Raw genomic sequence first — 20,597 nt, forward strand, 5'->3', positions numbered from 1 at the left:
AAACTTGTCGATAATGGGTACGGAGTGAAAGGATGATACGTATGAAGTGGCTCGTAATTGGAATAATAATTCTTCTCCTTTTTATTTTGCTTATACTATTGTCGAAAATAAAGCTTAAAGTGACATTTTTATATTCAGAAATGGAAAAGCAATGTTTGTTTCAAGTGAAAATATGGATGATTCGATATACATTTGATGTGTTGGAAAGAATTGAAAAACAGCAGAAAAAGACAGGACAGAAAATCGAAAAAGCTGAAAAGGACGGCGGAATAGATAATAAAATTATGGCGCAACTTGACAGCATCGGGGAACTGATAAAAAGGCTTCAAAAAGTTCATACTATCGTTAAAGATTTTCTCAAACGAGTGAAAATCAATGGTTGGAAATGGCATACGCAAATTGGAGCAGGCGACGCAGCTAGTACTGGAATTGTCACTGGATATGCATGGGGGACAAAAGGAATGGCTGCTGGAGTTATAGGACAATATATGCATATTGTCGATGTACCAGAATTTGAAATTATCCCTGTTTTTCAAGGGAAGGGATTTGCATCAAGGTGCGAGTTAACAGCATCTTTTCGTATATTTCGTGCTATAAAAACAGGATTCAAATTACTCATGTTTATGAGAAAGCAAAAATCTGGTATGACAGAAAAATCTGTTCAAGCATAGGGGGGATATAGAGTGGACCATCCAATTCAAGGTTTAATGACAACAGCAATGCAGCATTTAAAACAAATGACTGATGTAAATACAATTGTTGGTGATCCAATTAAAGCAGCAGATGGAAGTGTAATTCTTACTGTTTCGAAAGTAAGCTTTGGTTTTGCTGCTGGTGGAAGTGAATTTGGTAAAGTAGAACATTCAGGTCGTCATCCATTTGGCGGGGGAAGTGGTGGAGGAGTTTCTATTAATCCTGTTGCCTTTCTTGTTATAAATGGAGATGGTGTGAAAGTATTACACTTAGATAAGCAGACACACGTCATTGATAAAATAATTGAATTAGCACCACAAGCTGTTGATAAAGTGAAAGAAATGATGGATAAACGAAAAGAAGATGATCCTGAATTTCAAATTTAACGAATAAAGAAGCTGATCAATGGATTAGCTTCTTTATTTTTTTGTAAATAAAGCGATTTTATTTGCATTATCGATGGGGACAAACTATCATTTACATTGTACATATTTTGTTTAAATAAGGGAGGATTTTCAAGTGGCAAACGTAACTTTTAAAGGTAATCCAATGACTTTAGTTGGAACAGAAGTTAAAGTTGGCGATCAAGCGCCAAACTTCCAAGTATTAGCAAACGACTTATCTCCAGTAAGTTTAGAAACATACAAAGGCGAAGTAAAATTAATTAGTGTTGTACCTTCAATCGACACAGGTGTATGTGATGCACAAACACGTCGTTTTAACCAAGATGCAGCAGGTATTGAAAACGCGAAAGTATTAACAATTAGCGCTGACTTACCATTCGCTCAAAAACGCTGGTGTGCAGCAAACGGTTTAGAAAATGTTGTAACACTTTCTGATCACCGTGACCTTTCATTCGGTGAAGCTTACGGCTTAGTAATGAAAGAACTTCGTTTACTTGCTCGTGCAGTATTCGTAGTAGATAGCAATGACAAAGTAGTTTACGCAGAATACGTAAGCGAAGGTACAAGCCATCCAAACTATGAAGCAGCATTAGAAGCAGCTAAATCTGCAAAGTAATAGGAAGGAAATGACCTCTTATAAAGAGGTCGTTTTTTCTCATCTATTGCTGCGGATGGTAACGATAGATGAGAAAAAATGTTATATCATATATAACTTGAAAGGGAGCTCTTTACAGGAGGTCGCTTTTTCTTTTTGGAAAAAATCACTTTGTGGTATGATATAAGTTATGTGTAAAAGAGAGAAGGAGGAATGTACGTGAGTCAGACAGTGGAAACATTATTTTCTATTTTTGATTCTTCTGCGGTAGTTTTACGTAAAGAATTAGATGTAACATATTTAGAGGCGCTTGTAGAAACAGGTGATAACTTGTTTGAAGGTGCGATTTTACAAGAGGAATTATCCGAATCAACAATTGAAAGGTTGAATCGTGAATATAGTACGTTTAATGAAGAAACATATAAAGGTGAAGAAATTCGTAAAGCATTTCAGCTAGCCATTTTAAAAGGAATGAAAGAGGGCGTACAAGCGAATCACGAAATGACGCCAGATGCAGTTGGAATGTTCATGAGCTACTTATTCCATAAATTTATGCAAGGCAAAACAGAAATTACTGTTTTAGATCCTGCAATTGGAACAGGTAATTTAATGACTACAGTATTTAATAGCGCTAAAGAAGAACTAGCAATGAGTGGATTTGGTGTAGAAGTGGATGAAGTGCTAATTAAACTTGCTTTAGTAAATGCGAATTTACAAAAGCATGGAATCGAATTCTTCCATCAAGATGGACTAGCACCACTTTATATCGATCCAGTTGATGCAGTCGTTTCAGATTTACCAATTGGTTATTATCCAAACGAAATCAGTGCGAGTGAATATAAGTTAAAAGCAGATGAAGGAATGTCATATGCGCATCACTTATTTATTGAACAAAGTGTGAAACATACGAAAGAAGGCGGGTATTTATTCTTCTTAGTACCAAACTTTATTTTTGAAAGTGATCAAGCGCCGAAACTACATGCATTTATTAAAGAAACATGCTTTATTCAAGGTTTGTTACAGCTACCTGTTTCCATGTTTAAAAACGAGAAAAATGCAAAAAGTATATTTGTTCTCCAAAAGAAAGGCCAAGGTGTAACAATGCCGAAACAGGCACTACTAGTGGAATTACCTAAATTCTCTAATATGAAGGCTATGGAGAACATTATGGATCAATTAAATACTTGGTTTGCAACACAAAAGTAACACGATATATATGTAACAGGGTTAGTGATTAATGTAGTACAGTTGTATAGAATATGTCATATTTTTTAATATATACAAGATTTAACTGAATTTTTTTGAAATCTGTAATATATTTTTTTTCTTGGTGTTACAATTTTTTCACTTGAAATATATGTCGGACGATGTTTAAATTAAAATCGTGAGTATAAAATTTACTGATGATGAAACGTTTTCATAGTGAGTGAATTTAATTAGATAAAATCGAGCGGTTTGTGGAATGATCCACACAACTACCAAGAGAAAAAGGGGCGAAAGACTAGATGTCAAAAATCATCGCGATTAACGCAGGAAGCTCTTCCTTAAAATTCCAATTATTTGAAATGCCAAGTGAAACAGTATTAACAAAAGGTTTAGTAGAACGTATCGGTTTAGAAGATAGTATCTTCACTATTACTGTAGATGGCGAAAAACAAAAAGAAATTACAAACATCCCAGATCACGCAGTAGCAGTTAACATGCTTCTTAGCAAATTAACTGAAAATGGAATCGTAAAATCTCTTGATGAGATTGGCGGTATCGGTCACCGTGTTGTACACGGCGGCGAAAAATTTGCGGATTCTGTTTTAATTACTGATGAAGTATTAGCGGAAATCGAAGAATTAAGCGATTTAGCACCACTTCACAACCCAGCAAACCTTGTTGGTATTAAAGCATTCCAAGAAGTATTACCAAACGTACCAGCAGTAGCAGTATTCGATACAGCATTCCACCAAACAATGCCGGAATCTGCATTCCTATACAGCTTACCGTATGAGTACTATGAGAAATTTGGTATCCGTAAATACGGTTTCCACGGAACTTCTCATAAATACGTAACTGAGCGTGCGGCTGAATTATTAGGTCGTCCAATTGAAAGCTTAAGCCTACTTTCTTGTCACTTAGGTAACGGTGCAAGTATCGCAGCAGTAGAAGGCGGTAAGTCTATCGATACTTCTATGGGCTTCACTCCACTTGCTGGTGTAACAATGGGTACACGTTCTGGTAACATTGACCCTGCGTTAATTCCATACATCATGGAAAAAACAGGCCAAACTGTAGAAGAAGTAGTTAACGTATTAAACAAGAAGAGTGGTATGTTAGGTCTTACTGGTTACTCTAGTGACCTACGTGACATCATTGCGAAAGAAGAAGAAGGCGACCACCGTGCGAAAGTAGCACTTGACGTGTTCGTAAGCCGTATCCATAAATACATCGGTTCTTACACAGCTCGTATGAAAGGCGTTGACGCTATCATCTTTACAGCTGGTGTAGGTGAAAACAGTGCAATTATTCGTGAGCGCGTATTAGAAGGCCTTGAGTACATGGGCGTATACTTCGACGCAAAACGCAATAACGTATTCGGTGAAGAAGCATTCATCAGCTTCCCTCACTCTCCAGTAAAAATTATCGTAATTCCAACTGACGAAGAAGTTATGATTGCTCGTGACGTACTACGTCTTGGAGATATTGGTTAATATATGAAAAGAAAGACGAGATCCTATAGGATTTCGTCTTTTTTCTTTTTAATATATTTTAAAATTCCATCTGGATATAATAATTTTTCCTTCTGAATGAATGCAGTAATGGGAACCCATTTTGCATATGACGCTGTTTGCTCATCTTGTATATTCACTATTTCCATTTCATATAGTGATCTGTCTAATAAACGCAAAGAATATAGTTGAATAATCTCATGACCAATTTCCTCATCTAGATGAAAGATGTTTTCTAAGCAACCTAAATAATCGATAATTTCTACTTCTGTATGAAGCTCTTCATTAAACTCTCGAATAACTGTTTCATCTGATTTTTCTCCGAGTTCAATTGATCCACCAAGAGGACGGTAATAGGTTTCATTGTCTATATTATATTCTTGTAGTAGAAGTCGATTGTGATGTATAACAATACCAAAGGATTTTGCACGTGGGTACATGAATACGATCGCTCCTTATTCATTTATTTGTGGATAATTATAAGTTGAAATATAGAGAAAATCACCTTTTTATTCACATTGTTGAGCTAATTGTAATACCGTCTAATAGTTCTTTCCAAAATGCTTCATTGTACTGGTATATATCCATCACTGGGCATTTTATAACGCAAATGTTTTGTAATCCCCAATCTTCTTCAGTGATAGTTGGTACATCGGCAGGAAGTAATAAAAGGACGGAGAAGTTATGCTTGACCATTTGAGATAAAATTTCTTCAAGAGAAAGTGCTTCTTCATATGTTCCCCCGGTTCGAATAAACAATATGGATTCTTCCATTTCTACTGTAGTTAGAAAACGATTAATCCGATGCTCATAATTTAATTTAATATCTGTATAAGAAGGCCAAGAAGTTGGTGTATTTACATCTGTTTTAAAGTCATGGCAGGAGTCAATTTCATAAATGTTGTCTCGTAGTCTTAATTTCGCATCATCATCCCAAAATGAGATGAAGGACAAATTTTCTAATTCTAAAAAACGGTGAAAGCGATTTTGTAATAATAAATTTACTTTCTCTAATGAAGGACTTAGCATAAAATCAATAACGCCAAAAAATGGGGATAATCCTAGTTGATATAAAGCCCAAGCAGGCCAGCAGTTTTGTCCTAAGCTAAATACAGCATTATACTTTTGTTTTATATTGGATAGATTCATGTGATTCATCTCATCCTTTTTGCTAATATTTTATGTCATTAAAAAATGGTATGTGAATAGAGATAGACAAGCATATTTGCAAAGAATAAGCAGAAATATGTTACAATAGAAAAAAATCGAACGAGGTGGTTGTTACGATGCGATCGAAGCGAGAACAAGCCATTTTAGACAATATAAAGGAATGGGAAGCGCAATTAGTTGAGCAAGAAGCGACCGATTTTCAAAAAGTGTTTGATAAATGGTTACATACTACAGTTGCGAAATTACCTGAGAAAAAACGAAAAGAATTCTTTACGAAAGCAGATGGATGGCTTTTTCATTTGCATGCACTGATTCAAAGTTCACAATCACAATTAGATGCACGTAATCGTATTTTAGGAACATCAAGATTATTTAATGAATCAATTGAACAACTTGAAGATTTGAAAGCATTATCTATTGATCAGTTAACATACATAGCAGAGCAACAAACAGCACGTCATCGTCTATATTCATTCGTGCAAGGCGGAGCAACGGGTGCTGGAGGATTATTATTATTGACAGCTGATTTTCCGGTTATGATTGCGTTAAATGTGAAGGCTGTCCAACTTATTGCAACATCGTTTGGGCATGATGTGAACAAGCCTTATGAAATGATGCTGGCGTTAAAGGTGTTTCATGCGTCATTATTGCCAGGAAGACTTCAGCAATACGCTTGGTACAACTTGCTACGAGAGCTGGAGCAAGAAGATTCGTTCTTTTATGAAGGAGACGAAGCAGTGTTACAAACAGCCTCTACCGAAGTTTTGTTAAAGCAAATTTTGAAAACATTTTTAATTTATGCTCTTCGTCGTAAATTATTCCAAGGTATCCCAGTCATCGGAATGGCAATCGGATCTACAGTAAATTATCGTTTAACAAGAAATGTTACTGAATTTGCCAATCGATTTTATCAAGTGCGCCACATAATGGAGAAAGAAAAAAAATCATAAAAAAAGCGAGAGGCCGAAGCCTTTCGCTTTTTTAATTTGTTGCATGTTTTTTGGTCATTGGAATAGATACTGGTTGCTTTTCTGCTGCTTTTTCTGCTTTTGGATAATAAATTAAATCCAATGTTTTTGCCTGTACGGCAATTGAAAGAATAGTAAAAGCAATTTCTGTCCAATTTAAATAATATAATGAAAGCGCAAGAACAATCGCGTCAAAGACGAAGAAAATTTGCCCAATTGTAAAACGAGTTCGTTTACTTAATACAATTGTTAAAATATCGTCTCCACCGGTTGCACCGCCAAATCGCAATATAAAACCGAGTCCAATACCAGCTAAAGCACCGCCAACTATTGCAGCTATAAATAAATTGTTTGATAAATCTACCGTAAATGGAGAATAATTTTCCATAAGGGAATAAAATACTCCGAATGAAATTGAACCTAAAAATGAATAGCCAACCATTTTTTTACCTAAAAATGAAGCGCACAGTAAAATAATTGGGATATCCATTATTACAGTTGAAATAGATGGTGAAATATCATAAAAATTTTGGATGAATAGTGCAATACCTACAAATCCACCTTCTGTTAAGTGGTTTTGGAAGTGAATGTGATATAGCGCTGCCGCTAAAATAAATGAACCGATTAAAACCATAAAAACTTCTTTAATAATTTGTCGACTTTGGATGTTCCTCATCGTTATTCCTTCTTTCCGTAGTTAGTAGTCCTTTTTGTGTTGTAAACTAACTACGAGCTCACATGTAGCTTTCAGTTAGTTTACGAAAAAACTAACTACGCTATATGTCGCTGAAGAAATAACGAATAATCCTCTCGTCCATCAATTCTCCCTACCTTCGTTTTAGTTTAAGTCTTAAAACGACTAAACAAAACGTGGAGTAGGATTCGTCATTTAGCAATCCTGCTCTTCTTTGTTTTGTTTAGCTAATAACAATTAAGTCCTAAACAAAACGCTACGTGTAAGAAGAGTCTTTTTTTTGCCAAATTATCCTTCGGGCAATCATAATTTCCCCACTCTCGTATTTTTTTCGCTAGACTAAAGTATCTGAGCTGAAAAATACGCTACGTGTATGATTCGTCAATACGATGCCACATGCTCCTTCGAGCGATCATGATATCAAAATCCCTTCCTTCAAGATTTATATTATTATATCATACTTTCAAAAAATGTATGCGGATGGAAACCGACAATAAACGGAGGGAATCTACAAAAATTGTTATGTTTAAATATTTTTGTAGAAAAGCCTAACTTATTTTGTAGGATTGGACAGTTTTAGAAGTTTGTCCAATAAGTAAGCAAAGATGGTTTTTTATTCAGTTGTATTGTTTTCGTCACCTTTATCTTTAAAAAATGCATCCCAGCTAATCACACTTAAAAATGTTAAAGCGATAATAATGAAAGCTCGCATCATTTTGAGGCCTCCTTTTGTACATAGTATATGAATACCTTACTTTGTAATGTGTCATTTTTTTACATATTATATTAATATAGATAGATGAAAGGGAGAGTGGAGATATGCTAAAAGACATGTTTAAAAGAAGAGAATTAAAATGCGTTTCATGTCAGAAAAAGATTGAATATGAAGAAGAGCTAGTTGCTTTTGTGAAGTTGCCGAAAGAAGTATATTAGTAGGTCCGTTTGATGTATGTTTAGCAAAAACGGCGCAAGAAATATATTGCAAAGCTTGTTACGAAAAAAAAGCATGACCCAAAGTGAATGAGGGGCATGCTTTTTTCATTGGTGTGCTTTTCCCTCAGATACATTTTGAGTGAGGCGATACCAAAGCCAAAGGTCGTTAATAATAGAGGCTAAATCAGCTATTTCAGAATTAAGTCTACAGGAAATTTCAAAATTATCTTCGTTATTTAAACGATGTTGTTTTTGATTAATGTAATGTTCAAGCTCTTTTATACGATCAGGTATTTTTCCGCGAATTTGCTCCCATTTTAATAAAATACTATGCTGTGTTTTTTCAGAGATGTCTTCCCATTCTTCTTGTATGTTTGGCACTGCAATTCCTAGATGTTCATTGTATATAAAATACTTTTCCATAGACACACCTCCAATTTCCTGCCTCTATTTTACATAAAAAAAGAAAGAAATTCGACGAAATTGTTTGAAAAAAAATTATGAATTCCCCTTGATTCATTTTATGAAAGGTGTTAAAGTTTGAATTATTATAAGAAATAATGAATATTTATTCTTTAGGGGGATGCAAAATGGAGAAGAAAAAAGTTGTATTAGCATATTCCGGAGGTCTTGATACTTCCGTTGCAATTAAATGGTTACAAGAGAAAAATTATGATATTATCGCGCTTTGTTTAGATTTAGGGGAAGGAAAAGACTTAGCGTTTGTAAAAGAAAAAGCACTTTCAGTAGGTGCAATTAAATCGTATATGATTGATGTTCAAGAAGAATTCGCGAATGAATATGCATTGATGGCGATGCAAGCACACACGTTATACGAAGGGAAATATCCTCTTGTCTCTGCATTATCTCGTCCACTTATTGCGAAAAAATTAGTAGAAATCGCAGAACAAGAAGGCGCAACTGCAGTTGCACACGGATGTACAGGGAAAGGGAATGACCAAGTTCGTTTTGAAGTTTCTATTCAAGCATTGAATCCATATTTAGAAGTGATTGCGCCTGTACGTGAATGGAAGTGGTCACGTGAAGAAGAAATTGCATATGCAAAAGAAAACGATGTACCAATTCCAATTAATTTAGATAGCCCATTCTCAATCGATCAAAACTTATGGGGACGCAGCAACGAATGTGGAATTTTAGAAGATCCATGGGCAGCGCCGCCAGAAGATGCATACGAAATGACATTAGCATTAGAAGATACACCGAATAAACCAGAGTTTGTAGAAATTGGATTTGAAGCAGGAGTACCGACGACTTTAAATGGCACTTCATATTCACTGTCAGAACTAATTAAAACGTTAAATGCCCTTGCTGGAAAACATGGCGTTGGACGTATCGATCACGTAGAAAATCGTCTTGTCGGTATTAAATCTCGTGAAGTATATGAATGCCCAGCAGCAATGACGTTAATTACTGCGCATAAAGAGTTAGAAGATTTAACACATGTGAAAGAGGTAGCACATTTTAAACCGGTGATTGAACAGAAAATAACGGAACTTATTTATAACGGCTTGTGGTTCTCTCCTTTAAAACAAGCGCTTCATGCATTTTTACAAGAAACGCAAAAGCATGTAACAGGTACAGTGCGTGTGAAATTATTTAAAGGTCATGCGATTGTAGAAGGGCGTAAATCTGAATACTCGTTATATGATGAGAAATTAGCTACGTATACTGCCCAGGATGAATTTAATCATGATGCAGCAGTTGGATTCATTTCATTATTCGGTTTACCGACGAAAGTATACAGTCAAGTGAATCAAAAGAAGGTGGAAGCGTGAGCAAACTTTGGGGCGGACGTTTTACAGAAGAAGCGGAAGCGTGGGTTGAAGAGTTTGGAGCGTCCATCTCCTTCGATCAACAATTAGTCAATCAAGATATAAATGGGAGTATTGCACACGTAACGATGCTAGCAAAGCAAGGGATCGTTACGAAAGAAGAAGCCGAGAAAATAAAGCTAGGTCTTCAATATTTATTAGAAGAAGCGAAACAAAATAAGCTACATTTCTCAGTTGAAGCTGAGGACATTCATTTAAACATTGAAAAGATGTTAATTGAAAAAATCGGTGAAGTGGGAGGGAAACTTCATACAGGCCGAAGCCGTAACGACCAAGTGGCAACAGATATGCATTTGTATATAAAAGAAAAGGTAGAAGATATTATAAAAGCTACAAAACAATTGCAAACTGTTCTTGTTCATCAAGCAGAAAATAATATTGAAACAATTATGCCTGGCTATACGCACTTGCAACGTGCGCAGCCTATATCATTTGCACATCATATTCTTGCTTACTTTTGGATGTTAGAGCGCGATGTGAATCGTTATGAAGATTCGTTAAAACGCATTAACATTTCACCACTCGGAGCAGGAGCGTTAGCTGGGACGACATTCCCGATTGACCGAGAATATAGTGCGGAGCTTCTCGGATTTAATGGCATCTATGAAAATAGTTTAGATGCGGTAAGCGATCGTGATTTCATACTGGAGTTTTTAAGTAACTCATCTATGCTCATGATGCACTTATCACGCTTTTGCGAAGAACTTATTTTATGGAGTAGCCAAGAGTTTCAATTTATTGAAATGAGCGATCAATACGCAACGGGAAGCAGTATTATGCCGCAAAAGAAAAATCCGGATATGGCGGAACTAATCCGCGGTAAAACAGGCAGAGTATACGGTAATTTATTCAGTTTACTTACAGTAATGAAAGGATTACCGCTCGCGTACAATAAAGACTTACAAGAAGATAAAGAAGGAATGTTTGATACAGTAAAAACAGTAGAAGGATGCCTTCATATTATGGCAGGCATGCTGGAAACGATGATTGTAAACAAAGAAAAAATGGGGCAAGCTGTGACCCAAGATTTCTCTAACGCAACAGAAATTGCGGACTACTTAGCAAGTAAAGGACTGCCATTCCGTCAAGCTCATGAAATTGTTGGGAAGTTAGTTCTACATTGCACACAAAAAAGAATTTATTTATTAGATGTACCATTTGAAACGTATAAAGAAATGAGTTCGTTATTTGAAGAAGATTTATATAAAGTTCTTTCGCCGTATGCCGCTGTAAAGCGCCGTAATAGTGCTGGCGGGACTGGGTTTGAGCAAATTGAAAAAGCTTTGGAGAAGGCGAAAGGGTTAGTCGGAGAATTTGTAGGAATTAAATGATGTATGAGATAGAAGGTAAGGTGCTTTTTATAGAAAGTACCTTACCTTTTTGTATTTAGATTTTTACAGGAGTATTTATCATTTCATAATCATAAAATGATGTTTCTCATGTATCGCTAATAGTTGAATAGATTGAATCAAATTAGGATAGTGAGCAATTGGATCTAAAAATACGATATGCCCTGCAATATTTTCTTCTATATTTTGAACGAGTTTTTTTATTTCATTTGTTTCACGTGTAAGTAATTCTTCTAATTGAGTTACATTCATAGATTGATAGACTTTTTTTGAAGGGATTAAAATCCAAGGTGCTTTCATTCCTTTGCCATGCTTTTCTTTATATTCGGCATAAATGTCATGTATGTCAGTTGCAAATGGGGTGTTTCTTCTGAGTTTGGCATAAGGGATAAGAGTGAAAGAGAATTTAATCGCTACTTTTAGCATTTTTGCAATTAAATATAGGTGATAAAAATGCTCTCCAATAGACCATTTTCCATTCTTTTGCTGATACCACAGTTGTTCTTGAGATAGTGAATGGAGGTGAGGAAGGAACTGGCTTCTTTGTACATGTAACGTATGAAAATGCTTTGAGATATTTTCAGATTTCATATTTTGGTATCCTCCACACGTATTTTTCCTAATTATAACATTTTTAGTGGGAATGTAATTAAGCCTAGAACAGTCTGTTCTAGGCTTAAAATTTCATCGTTTAATCATACTTATGTCGATCTTCCGTAATTCGAATATACTCAATATCCATCAAATCTCGCAGTAATGCACCGTTACTTAGTTCAATTCCATGTGTCTCTTTAAAATGTGTACGAATCGTATCTAACATTTCGATTTCTTTCCCATTCACATCTAAAATAATACGTTCAGAATCATCCATGTAGCATCCTCCTTTTATATATATATTTTGTCCGTCTATTTCTAAAAAATGTATGTTAACCTAAAGTTAGGAAATAAGAAAGGAATGGAAAATGAGACGTATTTATTTTATAGGGCTAATTTTGTACACATTAATTGTATTACATGTTGCATTCCCAAATATCTTTTCATTTGAGGATGTAGAAACAGTACACGTTGCGATATTTATTTTTGCTCTATTTGTAGTAGATTGCTTTATTTCTATATGGCTTTCGAAAAGAAAAGGTATACAAGGTAAAAAAGAAATGGAACGGAAAAAGAGAAAACGTTCATTTTGGATGATGACGTACTGTTTATCTTTAGTGCTTACTGCTGCTTTTTTTAGTGAGCATATTCCATTAGAAAGATTAAATATTGGTTTTGGAGCGTTCGTATTTGCATATTATTTTTTCATGCACTTCCTTCCTTATATGAAAGAAAAGCGAGGAGAAGAGGAAGATCCGCTTGTAGAAGAAGCGAGAGAGCAAGAGCATGAAAGAATAGAAGAAGATATAAAGAAACTTGGAGAACAAAAATGGTATTTGAAATCTAAAATCATATATGTTCTTTGCTTCATTACACCACCAATCGGTTATGTATATGTTTTCTTACTTCGTAAAAAAATGACAGAAGATGCAAAGCAAACATACTTAACGGTTGCGACGATCATGATGGCGCTATGGTCTTTGAAGTTCCTACCGCCATATGTGTTGGCAGTAGCTGTTGTAGTGGTTGTTTGTCTTGTATTTATAGTGAAGTATGTGAAATGAAGAAAAACAAGAGCCTGTGTTATTAAACTAACAGATAGATTAAAGTAAGAAATGTTATACTATAATTTGCTTATTCAGTAATAATAGGAGGGATAATAATGGTTCAATCAATAGTTCATATCGCATTAGTAGTAAAAGACTACGATGAGGCAATAGAGTTCTATACAAAGAAACTAAATTTCACACTAGTCCAAGATATATATCAGCCAGAGCAAAACAAGAGATGGGTAGTGGTATCACCTCCTGGTTCAGTCGGCACCACAATATTACTGGCTAGAGCATCTAAACCGGAGCAAGATTCTTTTATTGGTAACCAGTCAGGCGGCAGAGTTTTTCTTTTCTTAAATACTGACGATTTTTGGAGAGATTATAATGAAATGATTTCAAGAGGAATAGAATTTGTAAGAGAGCCGAAAGAGCAAGAATATGGAATAGTTGCAGTATTCAAGGATTTATACGGGAATTTATGGGATTTGTTGCAACTAAAAGACGCCCATCCAATTGCTCAAAGAATTAAGTAGAATACAGTGTAAACTTGATTAAACAATCAATTAAAAAATGAGGATTTTAAAATCCATGCAAGAATAGAGAAAAAACAGAGCAGACTTATTCCTATGAATAAAGGCATGTCGTGAAAAAAAGGAGTGGATTACCCACTCCTTTTTCGTTTATTATCATTGTTTAACAACATGTATTTATTGTTCATTCGGGCCTCGAACTTAATTTTCCGTATCCTTCGGTAAAACATGTGGACTCGGTGTTTTATTTATGAATTAAAGATCACCTTGCTCCTCATCACCACGAACAACAAGGACATCGCATTTCGCATAGCGAATAATATGTTCAGAGACGCTACCAATTAGGAAACGTTCAACAGCATTTAAACCAGTTGCACCACACATAATTAAATCTACTTTATGGTTTGGAGCGATTTCTTTTGAAATTTTAGATTTAGGATTACCAAATTCTAATACAGTTTCAATTTTTTCAAGGCCAGCTTCAAGCGCAGTTTTTTTGTAGTCTTCTAATAAGTCTTCTGCAAATAGATTTGCACGTTCAGCAATTGCGCGGCTATAAGCTTCTACTGCTGAGTATGCTTTTACATCAACGATATGAGCAATTGTTAATTTTGCATTGTTTCGTTTTGCGACTTGAATTGCCTTTTTAAAGGCTTTTTCTGCTTCTTTAGAACCGTCCACCGCGATTAAAATATTTGTATATGTATTATTCATAGTAAATTCCTCCCAATCATTTTTATTACCTTTTACAACTTTATTATAAAACAAATTTTGGTAATGTGCTTGTCGGAAACGTTACAGAATTTTGAAAACTTTGTTTTAATTCATTTTAGTTGTAATTGGTGCGAGAACTTGTTACATATGAACTATAGCAATTTAAAAGGGGGCAGTTTTGTGAGACATGCGCTCATTACAGCCGGTACGAAAGGTTTAGGAAAGCAAGTAACAGAAAAATTATTGGCTAAAGGCTATTCAGTAACAGTAACATATCATAGCGATATAACGGCTATGGAAACGATGAAAGAAACATATAAAAATATGGAAGAGCGTCTACAATTCGTGCAAGCGGATGTCACGAAAAAGGAAGATTTACATAAAATAGTAGAAGAAGCGATGAGCCGTTTTGGCAAAATTGACTTTTTAATTAATAATGCTGGTCCATATGTATTTGAACGGAAAAAGTTAGTCGATTATGAAGAAGAAGAATGGAATGAAATGATTCAGGGCAATTTAACAGCGGTATTTCATTTATTAAAACTTGTCGTTCCGGTCATGAGAAAACAGAACTTTGGCCGTATTATTAATTACGGATTTCAAGGGGCAGATAGTGCACCGGGATGGATTTATCGCTCAGCTTTCGCGGCAGCAAAAGTAGGACTTGTTTCATTAACGAAAACAGTTGCTTACGAAGAAGCGGAATACGGTATTACTGCAAACATGGTATGTCCTGGTGATATTATTGGTGAAATGAAAGAGGCGACAATTCAAGAAGCGCGCCAGCTGAAAAGTCATAACACACCAAGTCATAACACACCAATTGGTAGATCTGGAACAGGTGAAGATATCGCAAGAACGATTTCGTTTTTATGTGAGGACGATTCCGATATGATTACCGGTACAATTATTGAAGTGACTGGTGCAGTGGATGTTATTCATAGACATCGATAGAACAAAATAAAATGGAGTTTTAAATAATTGGACAGTTTATCCTTCATACTAAGAGATGCGGATAATACTGTCCTTTCATGTAATATTAAATCTATCGGAAAACTTGTGTTATTTTTTTGTCAAATATTGAGATATTATGTTAGAATATAAGGGCGTAGAAAGCGCTTTAAAAAATGATTCAGGGGTCATTTCATAACTCAAGGGGGAACTAATAATGCGTATCGGTATTCCAACAGAAATTAAAAACAATGAAAACCGTGTGGCAATGACGCCAGCGGGAGCAGTACATTTAGTACAAAATGGTCATGAAGTTTTTGTTCAAAAAGGAGCAGGTTTAGGATCTGGCTTTACAGATGAAGAATACGTACAAGCTGGTGCGAAACTTGTTGAAACTGCTGAAGAAGCATGGAACCAAGATATGGTTATGAAGGTAAAAGAGCCAGTTGCAAGTGAATACGGTAATTTCCGCGAAGGTTTAATTTTATTCACATACTTACACTTAGCTCCAGAACCAGAATTAACGAAAGCATTAATTGATAACAAAGTGGTATCAATTGCATACGAAACAGTACAATTAGACAATCGTTCTTTACCATTACTTGCACCTATGAGTGAAGTAGCTGGTCGTATGTCTGCACAAATCGGTGCACAGTTCCTTGAGAAAAACAAAGGTGGTAAAGGTATTTTACTTGCAGGCGTTCCAGGGGTGAAACGCGGAAAAGTAACAGTTATCGGTGGTGGTCAAGCTGGTACAAACGCAGCGAAGATTGCAGTAGGTTTAGGTGCAGATGTAACAATCATCGACTTAAGTGCAGAACGTCTTCGTCAATTAGATGACATTTTCGGTAACCGAGTAAAAACGTTAATGTCTAATCCTTATAACATTGCAGAAGCAGTAAGAGAATCTGATCTTGTTATTGGTGCGGTATTAATTCCAGGTGCAAAAGCGCCAAAACTTGTAACAGAAGAAATGATTCAATCAATGGAACCAGGTTCTGTCGTTGTAGATATTGCGATTGACCAAGGTGGTATTTTCGAAACAACTGACCGTATTACAACTCATGACAACCCAACTTACGAAAAACATGGCGTTGTTCATTATGCAGTTGCAAATATGCCAGGTGCGGTTCCACGTACATCAACTCTTGCATTAACAAACGTAACAGTACCATATGCAGTACAAATTGCTAACAAAGGCTATAAAGACGCTTGCTTAGGCAATTCTGCATTACTAAAAGGTATTAACACATTAGATGGATATGTAACATTCGAAGCAGTTGCAGAAGCACACGGCTTACAATACGCTGATGCAAAAAAGCTTCTTGAAAAAGCTCCTGCTTTATCATAATAGAGATACATTAGAGACCTTCCTCTTATGAGGAGGGTCTTTTTTTAGGGAATAATATGTAAAAAATTGTTACTTATTGATGTTAATAGATATTAGTTGTGATAATTTAGAATTATAAAATAAAAAGAGGGGGTTCAATGGGGAGAAAAAATAAGAAGAAAAAGCAAGCTAAGAGACAAAAATATATAAAGAAAAAACAGGAACAGAACATTCCAACTTCAAAAAAAATAGTCATTATGATAGAAAAAACGTTTCGGTATGTTTGTATGGTTCTGTATGTGATTTTGTGTATGGGTTCATTTGGGGTGCTTTACAGTTTTGGGATAACCCCGAATATTATTGAGAGTATTTTAGAGGTTATACTTGCCGTAATAGAATTAGTTTTATTCGTTATATTCTTTGATGCAGTATGGCCTAGTCATGAAAGTCAGAGAGATAGGAAAAGAAAAAAGAGAAAGAAATCTTCATACGCTTCAAGTTCATCAAGTGGATTTGGTGACTACAGTAGCAACGATTGTAGCAGCTCAAGTGATGGTGGAGGAGATTGCGGAGGTGGAGGAGACTAAGTTGTTTTTTCAGAAGAACGACTAATGAAAGGATGAGACGAAAGATGGAAACTGTGAATTTAATCGAATTAACAAAGGGCATTCAAGATCAACATAAAAACTTCGTCGTTTCAAATGTAAATAGTCATTGCTTACGAATCGCTGTATTTACTGGTGAATATGATTGGCACTATCATTCTAATTCGGATGAGTTATTTATTGTTTTAGAGGGAGAATTACTTATCGATTTTCAAGACGGAGAAACAGCGGTTTTAAAGCCGAATGATTCTATCTTAATTCCAGCATGTACGATTCATAGAACGAGAGCATTCAAGAGAACTGTAAATCTTTGTTTTGAAAATATAGAGGCTGATACGATTATAGTGGAGCAATTATGAGGGAATTATCTGTAGCCCAGTATAGAAAAATACTTTCGATTTTAGAAAGTAATACAAGAACCACAACTTTTGCTTATGCAGTATGTGATCAAACGATAGATGGTAGGGTTTTTGCAAACGAGGAGTTAACAGCAGGACTAATTATCACAGCTAATGGCATTTATTATTTATTTGGTAATACGCAAGAGAAAAGTTATAACGAAGATGTATTTTCGTATATAAAAACGGCCATTGAAAAAACAGAGAAGAGATTTACATTGTTCACTTCGAGTGAAGAATGGGAAATGATGTTAGAAGAGCGTTTTAGTAATGTGCTTCGGAAAATTCCGCGAATGAAATTTCAAAGAGTAACCTTTGAAGAGAGAAAGCGAGATTGTAACAAAAATACATATGAAGTGAAGCGTATTGATAGAAGAGATATAGAACGAAGTAATGAGTTTACACAGGCGTATTATAAAGAATATTGGGGATCAAATGAAGCATTTTTGAATGATGGTTTTGGATTTTGTATAGAACAAAATGGGATGACTGTAGCGGAATGTGTTTCGATATTTAGTGGGAATGGATTTGCTGAAATTGATATCGTGACGCATGAAGCGTATCAAGGGAAAGGGTTAGCTCAAGCTGTCGCGACACGTTTCATTGAACATTGTATACAAAATGATATTACACCGTGTTGGGATTGTTATGTAGACAATATTCCTTCGCAAAAATTAGCTAGTAAATTAAGTTTTCATCATCCAATAGAATATGGTTTGTTTGTACGTAAGAGAATGGGGGAATGAAAATGAATGTGGAGTTAACGAGATTTAAAGTGAAAAAAGGTAAAAGTCATCGTGTAGATGAATGGATGCAGCTTCTTAATGACAATATGAAAGAAGTGCTGTTGACACTAAACGACGAGAAAATGTACGTAGAGACAATTTTCCGGGAAATAAGGGATGGAGAAGAATACTTATATTGGTATTCTGTGCAAGGAGAAGGCGGGGCTCTTGTCGAAAATTCTCATCATGAAATTGATAAAAAGCATGTAGCGTTTTGGTATGAGTGTATTGATGAAGAAGCACCGTCTGTTGATATGAAAACAGAAGTTGTTATGATTCAAGATGTTGTGAAGGAAGCGATGAAATAATAGAATAGTGTTTTTTGGAGAAGCACATTAAAATAGATGTGCTTTTTATTATGCAAAATTTTAAAAAAGAAAAGCTGTATTTGGATATTTTTAAGTGAAAATAAAGGGGGATTTCAAGAGCATTTTAGGACAAACTATAATGAAAAGACCTACCAATATACGGTGTAGTCGTAACAGGAAAAACAGAGGATTTACAAAGTTTACAAGGGTTACCGTATATTAAGGCTGCTGTTAGAGGTGTAACAGTTGAGAAATATTGATTACAAGTAATTAATGTGAATAATCAGAAAATTTATGTTATAATATGGGAAAAGGAGGTTTATATGAGGCAAATACATGGAGCAATTTATATTTACATAACAATGTTTTTCGTGGCGATATCCTATGGATTGGGGCACGTGTATTCGCATCCTATACTAACTTTTTTAAGCGGAGCATGTATGGCGTTTGCGCTTCTTGTCCACCTTTTCTCAGTTTGGATCGTAAAATTTCAATTAAATATTAGTGAAATAGAAGAAGGCACTTTTTAAAGGGCCTTCTTTTTTAGTAATATTGGCGAAGTCCTTGTAGTAATTTTTCAATTTCGTATTCAGTTTCCTTACATATAGATATTGTACGTAATCTGAAAAATAAGCTACGTAAGAAAGCTTTTATATTTCCGTATAGAAATTCGTATGATTCAATATGTAGCGTTGATTTTTGAACTTGTAATTGAGTTGCTAAATCACGAAGGGCTAATATGAGTACTTCTTCCTTTAGGCCATTTTGCAGCATTGCGACAATTGGATAAACGAGACGCTCATCTTCTTCGTATTTGTAATAGATGGAATGAACACAAACTTTGTTTAATAAAGTTTGTAATATTTCTTCGTAATATAAATTTTCCAGTTTAGGACTATTCACAAGCGCTTCAAATGTATCGGAAGCATGAGCGACACTATGCGCCCAGCCACGTTCTTGGACATAGCCTCGTAAGTCGTGCTCTTTGTTCATATATAAAATTAATTGATCTTTTACATTTAATATATCAGTCTGTGATAAGAAATTATGATTTGTATCCGCATCAATAATGAGCGCAATTAATAATGTCGTAAATGCACGGGTAAATACCGCATCTTCGTCATCCGAATGAATCTTATACAATAAATATTTATCACTGATGCTTTCTAATAATAGTTTCTGCAAGTGTGAGTGTGAAATATAGCCCTTCTTGATGAGATGATAAAAAGTAGAGTAAATAAGTTTATCCCTTAAATAACTATCAGTAACACCGATATGTTCAAGCATATTGGAACTTAAAGAATTGATATGAATTGTGTTGTCTAGTATGTAATTATTATTACGAATTTCTTCTAACTGTTGTTGTAACATATAAACCTCCTATTTTAGAAAATTCTGCATTTTAATAATATAATAAAAGGAAGAAATAGACAATAAAGTGAAGCTTTAATCAGTGGGGGGTTCATCCCCGAACTAACTTCTTTGCTTTCACCGAATTTTGAGGTTGGGGTCTTACTGCCCGTTACTGCGGGATAAATAAGTGCTTTTGAATGGAGGACATTATGAAGAGAGCATTATTCTTTTTTATAAGTATTTTCTTTTTAGGAAGTTGTTCGATTTCGTATGTTACTTTTTCTAGCGAGAGCAAAAGTTGGACGGGGCAATATAAAGGGCATATTAAGGATGACAGTGAAGATGGAATATTTACGTTTCAGTATAAGGGCGGAGATGGAAATACAGAATTTAAAAATTTGGAGATTTCTATTCATGGGACCTTTAGTACAATGACAGAAACGTCAGAAGTTCATAAAGGAGCAAGGATTGAAATGAAATCTTCTTGTGTAAGTTGTGCGCCTCTATCTAAAGATGAACCGATAGAGATTGTGATTAAATGGGATGATAAGTATGAAGAGAAGATGGTTTTAAAGCGGCAATAGCAAACATAGAGTGAGGG

26 protein-coding genes and 2 pseudogenes are annotated in these 20,597 nt (G+C 35.2%); 20 read left to right on the forward strand and 8 right to left on the reverse strand.

Going from position 1 to position 20,597, the window contains the following annotated elements:
- Positions 1 to 32 precede the first annotated feature (32 nt).
- The 5 genes from ACS2MN_RS17110 (at position 33) to ackA (ending at position 4,391) form a co-directional block, all read left to right on the forward strand.
- Positions 33 to 671 (forward strand): DUF2953 domain-containing protein, encoded by a 639-nt coding sequence (locus tag ACS2MN_RS17110; protein ID WP_002093186.1) that lies wholly within the window; start codon positions 33 to 35, stop codon positions 669 to 671.
- Between the two features lie 12 nt (positions 672 to 683).
- Positions 684 to 1,079, forward strand: coding sequence for a GerW family sporulation protein (gene ytfJ / locus ACS2MN_RS17115; RefSeq protein ID WP_000350003.1), 396 nt, complete (start codon positions 684 to 686; stop codon positions 1,077 to 1,079).
- Between the two features lie 133 nt (positions 1,080 to 1,212).
- Positions 1,213 to 1,713: a thiol peroxidase gene (tpx, locus tag ACS2MN_RS17120; RefSeq protein ID WP_000024525.1), complete on the forward strand. Its 501-nt coding sequence runs from the start codon at positions 1,213 to 1,215 to the stop codon at positions 1,711 to 1,713.
- A gap of 198 nt (positions 1,714 to 1,911) precedes the next feature.
- Positions 1,912 to 2,898 carry a class I SAM-dependent methyltransferase gene (locus ACS2MN_RS17125; RefSeq protein WP_000084369.1) on the forward strand — a complete coding sequence of 329 codons (987 nt, stop codon included), beginning with the start codon at positions 1,912 to 1,914 and terminating at the stop codon, positions 2,896 to 2,898.
- A gap of 299 nt (positions 2,899 to 3,197) precedes the next feature.
- Entirely contained in the window at positions 3,198 to 4,391 is a 1,194-nt protein-coding gene (gene ackA, locus ACS2MN_RS17130) for an acetate kinase (protein WP_000034585.1), read from the forward strand.
- Positions 4,392 to 4,414: 23 nt separating this feature from the next.
- On the opposite strand, the gene ACS2MN_RS17135 is transcribed toward ackA, so the two are convergent.
- Both ACS2MN_RS17135 and ACS2MN_RS17140 read right to left on the reverse strand, forming a co-directional pair.
- Positions 4,415 to 4,849: an NUDIX hydrolase gene (locus ACS2MN_RS17135; protein WP_000283516.1), complete on the reverse strand. Its 435-nt coding sequence runs from the start codon at positions 4,847 to 4,849 to the stop codon at positions 4,415 to 4,417.
- Positions 4,850 to 4,922: 73 nt separating this feature from the next.
- Positions 4,923 to 5,558, reverse strand: a complete 636-nt coding sequence (locus ACS2MN_RS17140; protein WP_001054283.1) for a DUF1796 family putative cysteine peptidase — start codon at positions 5,556 to 5,558, stop codon at positions 4,923 to 4,925.
- A gap of 137 nt (positions 5,559 to 5,695) precedes the next feature.
- On the opposite strand from ACS2MN_RS17140, the gene ACS2MN_RS17145 reads away from it, so the two are divergent.
- Positions 5,696 to 6,529, forward strand: coding sequence for an EcsC family protein (locus ACS2MN_RS17145; protein ID WP_001256856.1), 834 nt, complete (start codon positions 5,696 to 5,698; stop codon positions 6,527 to 6,529).
- Positions 6,530 to 6,560: 31 nt separating this feature from the next.
- On the opposite strand, the gene ACS2MN_RS17150 is transcribed toward ACS2MN_RS17145, so the two are convergent.
- A complete protein-coding gene (locus ACS2MN_RS17150; RefSeq protein WP_001244520.1) occupies positions 6,561 to 7,223 on the reverse strand; it encodes a YitT family protein in 663 nt (220 codons plus the stop codon).
- An 837-nt stretch (positions 7,224 to 8,060) separates the two neighbouring features.
- Here ACS2MN_RS17150 and ACS2MN_RS17155 point away from each other — a divergent pair.
- Positions 8,061 to 8,251: pseudogene (locus ACS2MN_RS17155) on the forward strand (hypothetical protein).
- Between the two features lie 28 nt (positions 8,252 to 8,279).
- Here ACS2MN_RS17155 and ACS2MN_RS17160 read toward each other — a convergent pair.
- A complete protein-coding gene (locus ACS2MN_RS17160; RefSeq protein ID WP_000417203.1) occupies positions 8,280 to 8,597 on the reverse strand; it encodes a hypothetical protein in 318 nt (105 codons plus the stop codon).
- 167 nt (positions 8,598 to 8,764) lie between these two features.
- On the opposite strand from ACS2MN_RS17160, the gene ACS2MN_RS17165 reads away from it, so the two are divergent.
- Both ACS2MN_RS17165 and argH read left to right on the forward strand, forming a co-directional pair.
- A complete protein-coding gene (locus ACS2MN_RS17165) occupies positions 8,765 to 9,970 on the forward strand; it encodes an argininosuccinate synthase (protein ID WP_000412319.1) in 1,206 nt (401 codons plus the stop codon).
- Positions 9,967 to 11,358 (forward strand): argininosuccinate lyase, encoded by a 1,392-nt coding sequence (gene argH / locus ACS2MN_RS17170; protein WP_346994415.1) that lies wholly within the window; start codon positions 9,967 to 9,969, stop codon positions 11,356 to 11,358. The genes ACS2MN_RS17165 and argH overlap by 4 nt, the downstream gene beginning before the upstream one ends.
- A 78-nt stretch (positions 11,359 to 11,436) precedes the next feature.
- On the opposite strand, the gene ACS2MN_RS17175 is transcribed toward argH, so the two are convergent.
- Positions 11,437 to 11,967, reverse strand: coding sequence for a DinB family protein (locus ACS2MN_RS17175; protein WP_000834359.1), 531 nt, complete (start codon positions 11,965 to 11,967; stop codon positions 11,437 to 11,439).
- Between the two features lie 100 nt (positions 11,968 to 12,067).
- Complete coding sequence (locus tag ACS2MN_RS17180; RefSeq protein ID WP_000342762.1) at positions 12,068 to 12,247, reverse strand: hypothetical protein; 180 nt, start codon at positions 12,245 to 12,247, stop codon at positions 12,068 to 12,070.
- Positions 12,248 to 12,338: 91 nt separating this feature from the next.
- On the opposite strand from ACS2MN_RS17180, the gene ACS2MN_RS17185 reads away from it, so the two are divergent.
- Positions 12,339 to 13,034 carry a hypothetical protein gene (locus ACS2MN_RS17185; protein WP_098137414.1) on the forward strand — a complete coding sequence of 232 codons (696 nt, stop codon included), beginning with the start codon at positions 12,339 to 12,341 and terminating at the stop codon, positions 13,032 to 13,034.
- 98 nt (positions 13,035 to 13,132) lie between these two features.
- Positions 13,133 to 13,555: a VOC family protein gene (locus tag ACS2MN_RS17190; protein WP_000250788.1), complete on the forward strand. Its 423-nt coding sequence runs from the start codon at positions 13,133 to 13,135 to the stop codon at positions 13,553 to 13,555.
- 252 nt (positions 13,556 to 13,807) lie between these two features.
- Here ACS2MN_RS17190 and ACS2MN_RS17195 read toward each other — a convergent pair whose 3' ends face one another.
- The gene (locus ACS2MN_RS17195) at positions 13,808 to 14,266 is read right to left on the reverse strand and encodes a universal stress protein (RefSeq protein ID WP_001066671.1); all 459 of its coding nucleotides are present in this window, start codon (positions 14,264 to 14,266) and stop codon (positions 13,808 to 13,810) included.
- Between the two features lie 147 nt (positions 14,267 to 14,413).
- Between ACS2MN_RS17195 and ACS2MN_RS17200 the strand changes: the two genes are divergently transcribed.
- The 8 genes and pseudogenes from ACS2MN_RS17200 to ACS2MN_RS17235 all read left to right on the forward strand — a co-directional run bounded on the left by ACS2MN_RS17200 (position 14,414) and on the right by ACS2MN_RS17235 (position 19,173).
- On the forward strand, positions 14,414 to 15,220 hold the full coding sequence (locus tag ACS2MN_RS17200; protein WP_346994414.1) for an SDR family oxidoreductase: 807 nt from the start codon (positions 14,414 to 14,416) through the stop codon (positions 15,218 to 15,220).
- 214 nt (positions 15,221 to 15,434) lie between these two features.
- Complete coding sequence (gene ald, locus ACS2MN_RS17205) at positions 15,435 to 16,568, forward strand: alanine dehydrogenase (RefSeq protein ID WP_346994413.1); 1,134 nt, start codon at positions 15,435 to 15,437, stop codon at positions 16,566 to 16,568.
- Positions 16,569 to 16,705: 137 nt separating this feature from the next.
- Entirely contained in the window at positions 16,706 to 17,134 is a 429-nt protein-coding gene (locus ACS2MN_RS17210; RefSeq protein ID WP_346994412.1) for a hypothetical protein, read from the forward strand.
- Positions 17,135 to 17,178: 44 nt separating this feature from the next.
- Positions 17,179 to 17,511 carry a cupin domain-containing protein gene (locus ACS2MN_RS17215; protein WP_000450949.1) on the forward strand — a complete coding sequence of 111 codons (333 nt, stop codon included), beginning with the start codon at positions 17,179 to 17,181 and terminating at the stop codon, positions 17,509 to 17,511.
- Positions 17,508 to 18,296, forward strand: a complete 789-nt coding sequence (locus tag ACS2MN_RS17220) for a GNAT family N-acetyltransferase (RefSeq protein WP_001208749.1) — start codon at positions 17,508 to 17,510, stop codon at positions 18,294 to 18,296. The genes ACS2MN_RS17215 and ACS2MN_RS17220 overlap by 4 nt, the downstream gene beginning before the upstream one ends.
- A 2-nt stretch (positions 18,297 to 18,298) precedes the next feature.
- The gene (locus ACS2MN_RS17225) at positions 18,299 to 18,643 is read left to right on the forward strand and encodes a DUF6176 family protein (RefSeq protein ID WP_002060104.1); all 345 of its coding nucleotides are present in this window, start codon (positions 18,299 to 18,301) and stop codon (positions 18,641 to 18,643) included.
- A gap of 143 nt (positions 18,644 to 18,786) precedes the next feature.
- Positions 18,787 to 18,903 (forward strand): annotated as a pseudogene (locus ACS2MN_RS17230) (anti sigma factor C-terminal domain-containing protein); the annotation flags it as partial.
- A 63-nt stretch (positions 18,904 to 18,966) separates the two neighbouring features.
- Positions 18,967 to 19,173: a hypothetical protein gene (locus tag ACS2MN_RS17235; protein ID WP_001248905.1), complete on the forward strand. Its 207-nt coding sequence runs from the start codon at positions 18,967 to 18,969 to the stop codon at positions 19,171 to 19,173.
- Between the two features lie 13 nt (positions 19,174 to 19,186).
- On the opposite strand, the gene ACS2MN_RS17240 is transcribed toward ACS2MN_RS17235, so the two are convergent.
- Positions 19,187 to 20,014, reverse strand: a complete 828-nt coding sequence (locus ACS2MN_RS17240) for a DUF2785 domain-containing protein (RefSeq protein WP_000941467.1) — start codon at positions 20,012 to 20,014, stop codon at positions 19,187 to 19,189.
- Positions 20,015 to 20,205: 191 nt separating this feature from the next.
- Here ACS2MN_RS17240 and ACS2MN_RS17245 point away from each other — a divergent pair, with 191 nt between their 5' ends.
- Positions 20,206 to 20,580 (forward strand): hypothetical protein, encoded by a 375-nt coding sequence (locus ACS2MN_RS17245; protein WP_000816706.1) that lies wholly within the window; start codon positions 20,206 to 20,208, stop codon positions 20,578 to 20,580.
- Positions 20,581 to 20,597: the final 17 nt, after the last annotated feature.

Source organism: Bacillus cereus group sp. BceL062 (assembly GCF_051780025.1).
Taxonomy (GTDB): Bacteria; Bacillota; Bacilli; order Bacillales; family Bacillaceae_G; genus Bacillus_A; species Bacillus_A toyonensis.

Bases quoted from the DNA above. Each gene is read 5' to 3' on its own strand.
- ACS2MN_RS17110 (WP_002093186.1), top strand. From the start codon at position 33: ATGATACGTATGAAGTGGCTCGTAATTGGAATAATAATTCTTCTCCTT.
- ackA (WP_000034585.1), top strand. From the start codon at position 3,198: ATGTCAAAAATCATCGCGATTAACGCAGGAAGCTCTTCCTTAAAATTC.
- ACS2MN_RS17135 (WP_000283516.1), bottom strand. From the start codon at position 4,849: ATGTACCCACGTGCAAAATCCTTTGGTATTGTTATACATCACAATCGA.
- ACS2MN_RS17140 (WP_001054283.1), bottom strand. From the start codon at position 5,558: ATGAATCTATCCAATATAAAACAAAAGTATAATGCTGTATTTAGCTTA.
- ACS2MN_RS17145 (WP_001256856.1), top strand. From the start codon at position 5,696: ATGCGATCGAAGCGAGAACAAGCCATTTTAGACAATATAAAGGAATGG.
- ACS2MN_RS17150 (WP_001244520.1), bottom strand. From the start codon at position 7,223: ATGAGGAACATCCAAAGTCGACAAATTATTAAAGAAGTTTTTATGGTT.
- ACS2MN_RS17160 (WP_000417203.1), bottom strand. From the start codon at position 8,597: ATGGAAAAGTATTTTATATACAATGAACATCTAGGAATTGCAGTGCCA.
- ACS2MN_RS17165 (WP_000412319.1), top strand. From the start codon at position 8,765: ATGGAGAAGAAAAAAGTTGTATTAGCATATTCCGGAGGTCTTGATACT.
- ACS2MN_RS17175 (WP_000834359.1), bottom strand. From the start codon at position 11,967: ATGAAATCTGAAAATATCTCAAAGCATTTTCATACGTTACATGTACAA.
- ACS2MN_RS17180 (WP_000342762.1), bottom strand. From the start codon at position 12,247: ATGGATGATTCTGAACGTATTATTTTAGATGTGAATGGGAAAGAAATC.
- ACS2MN_RS17185 (WP_098137414.1), top strand. From the start codon at position 12,339: ATGAGACGTATTTATTTTATAGGGCTAATTTTGTACACATTAATTGTA.
- ACS2MN_RS17190 (WP_000250788.1), top strand. From the start codon at position 13,133: ATGGTTCAATCAATAGTTCATATCGCATTAGTAGTAAAAGACTACGAT.
- ACS2MN_RS17195 (WP_001066671.1), bottom strand. From the start codon at position 14,266: ATGAATAATACATATACAAATATTTTAATCGCGGTGGACGGTTCTAAA.
- ACS2MN_RS17200 (WP_346994414.1), top strand. From the start codon at position 14,414: ATGAACTATAGCAATTTAAAAGGGGGCAGTTTTGTGAGACATGCGCTC.
- ald (WP_346994413.1), top strand. From the start codon at position 15,435: ATGCGTATCGGTATTCCAACAGAAATTAAAAACAATGAAAACCGTGTG.
- ACS2MN_RS17210 (WP_346994412.1), top strand. From the start codon at position 16,706: ATGGGGAGAAAAAATAAGAAGAAAAAGCAAGCTAAGAGACAAAAATAT.
- ACS2MN_RS17215 (WP_000450949.1), top strand. From the start codon at position 17,179: ATGGAAACTGTGAATTTAATCGAATTAACAAAGGGCATTCAAGATCAA.
- ACS2MN_RS17220 (WP_001208749.1), top strand. From the start codon at position 17,508: ATGAGGGAATTATCTGTAGCCCAGTATAGAAAAATACTTTCGATTTTA.
- ACS2MN_RS17225 (WP_002060104.1), top strand. From the start codon at position 18,299: ATGAATGTGGAGTTAACGAGATTTAAAGTGAAAAAAGGTAAAAGTCAT.
- ACS2MN_RS17235 (WP_001248905.1), top strand. From the start codon at position 18,967: ATGAGGCAAATACATGGAGCAATTTATATTTACATAACAATGTTTTTC.
- ACS2MN_RS17240 (WP_000941467.1), bottom strand. From the start codon at position 20,014: ATGTTACAACAACAGTTAGAAGAAATTCGTAATAATAATTACATACTA.
- ACS2MN_RS17245 (WP_000816706.1), top strand. From the start codon at position 20,206: ATGAAGAGAGCATTATTCTTTTTTATAAGTATTTTCTTTTTAGGAAGT.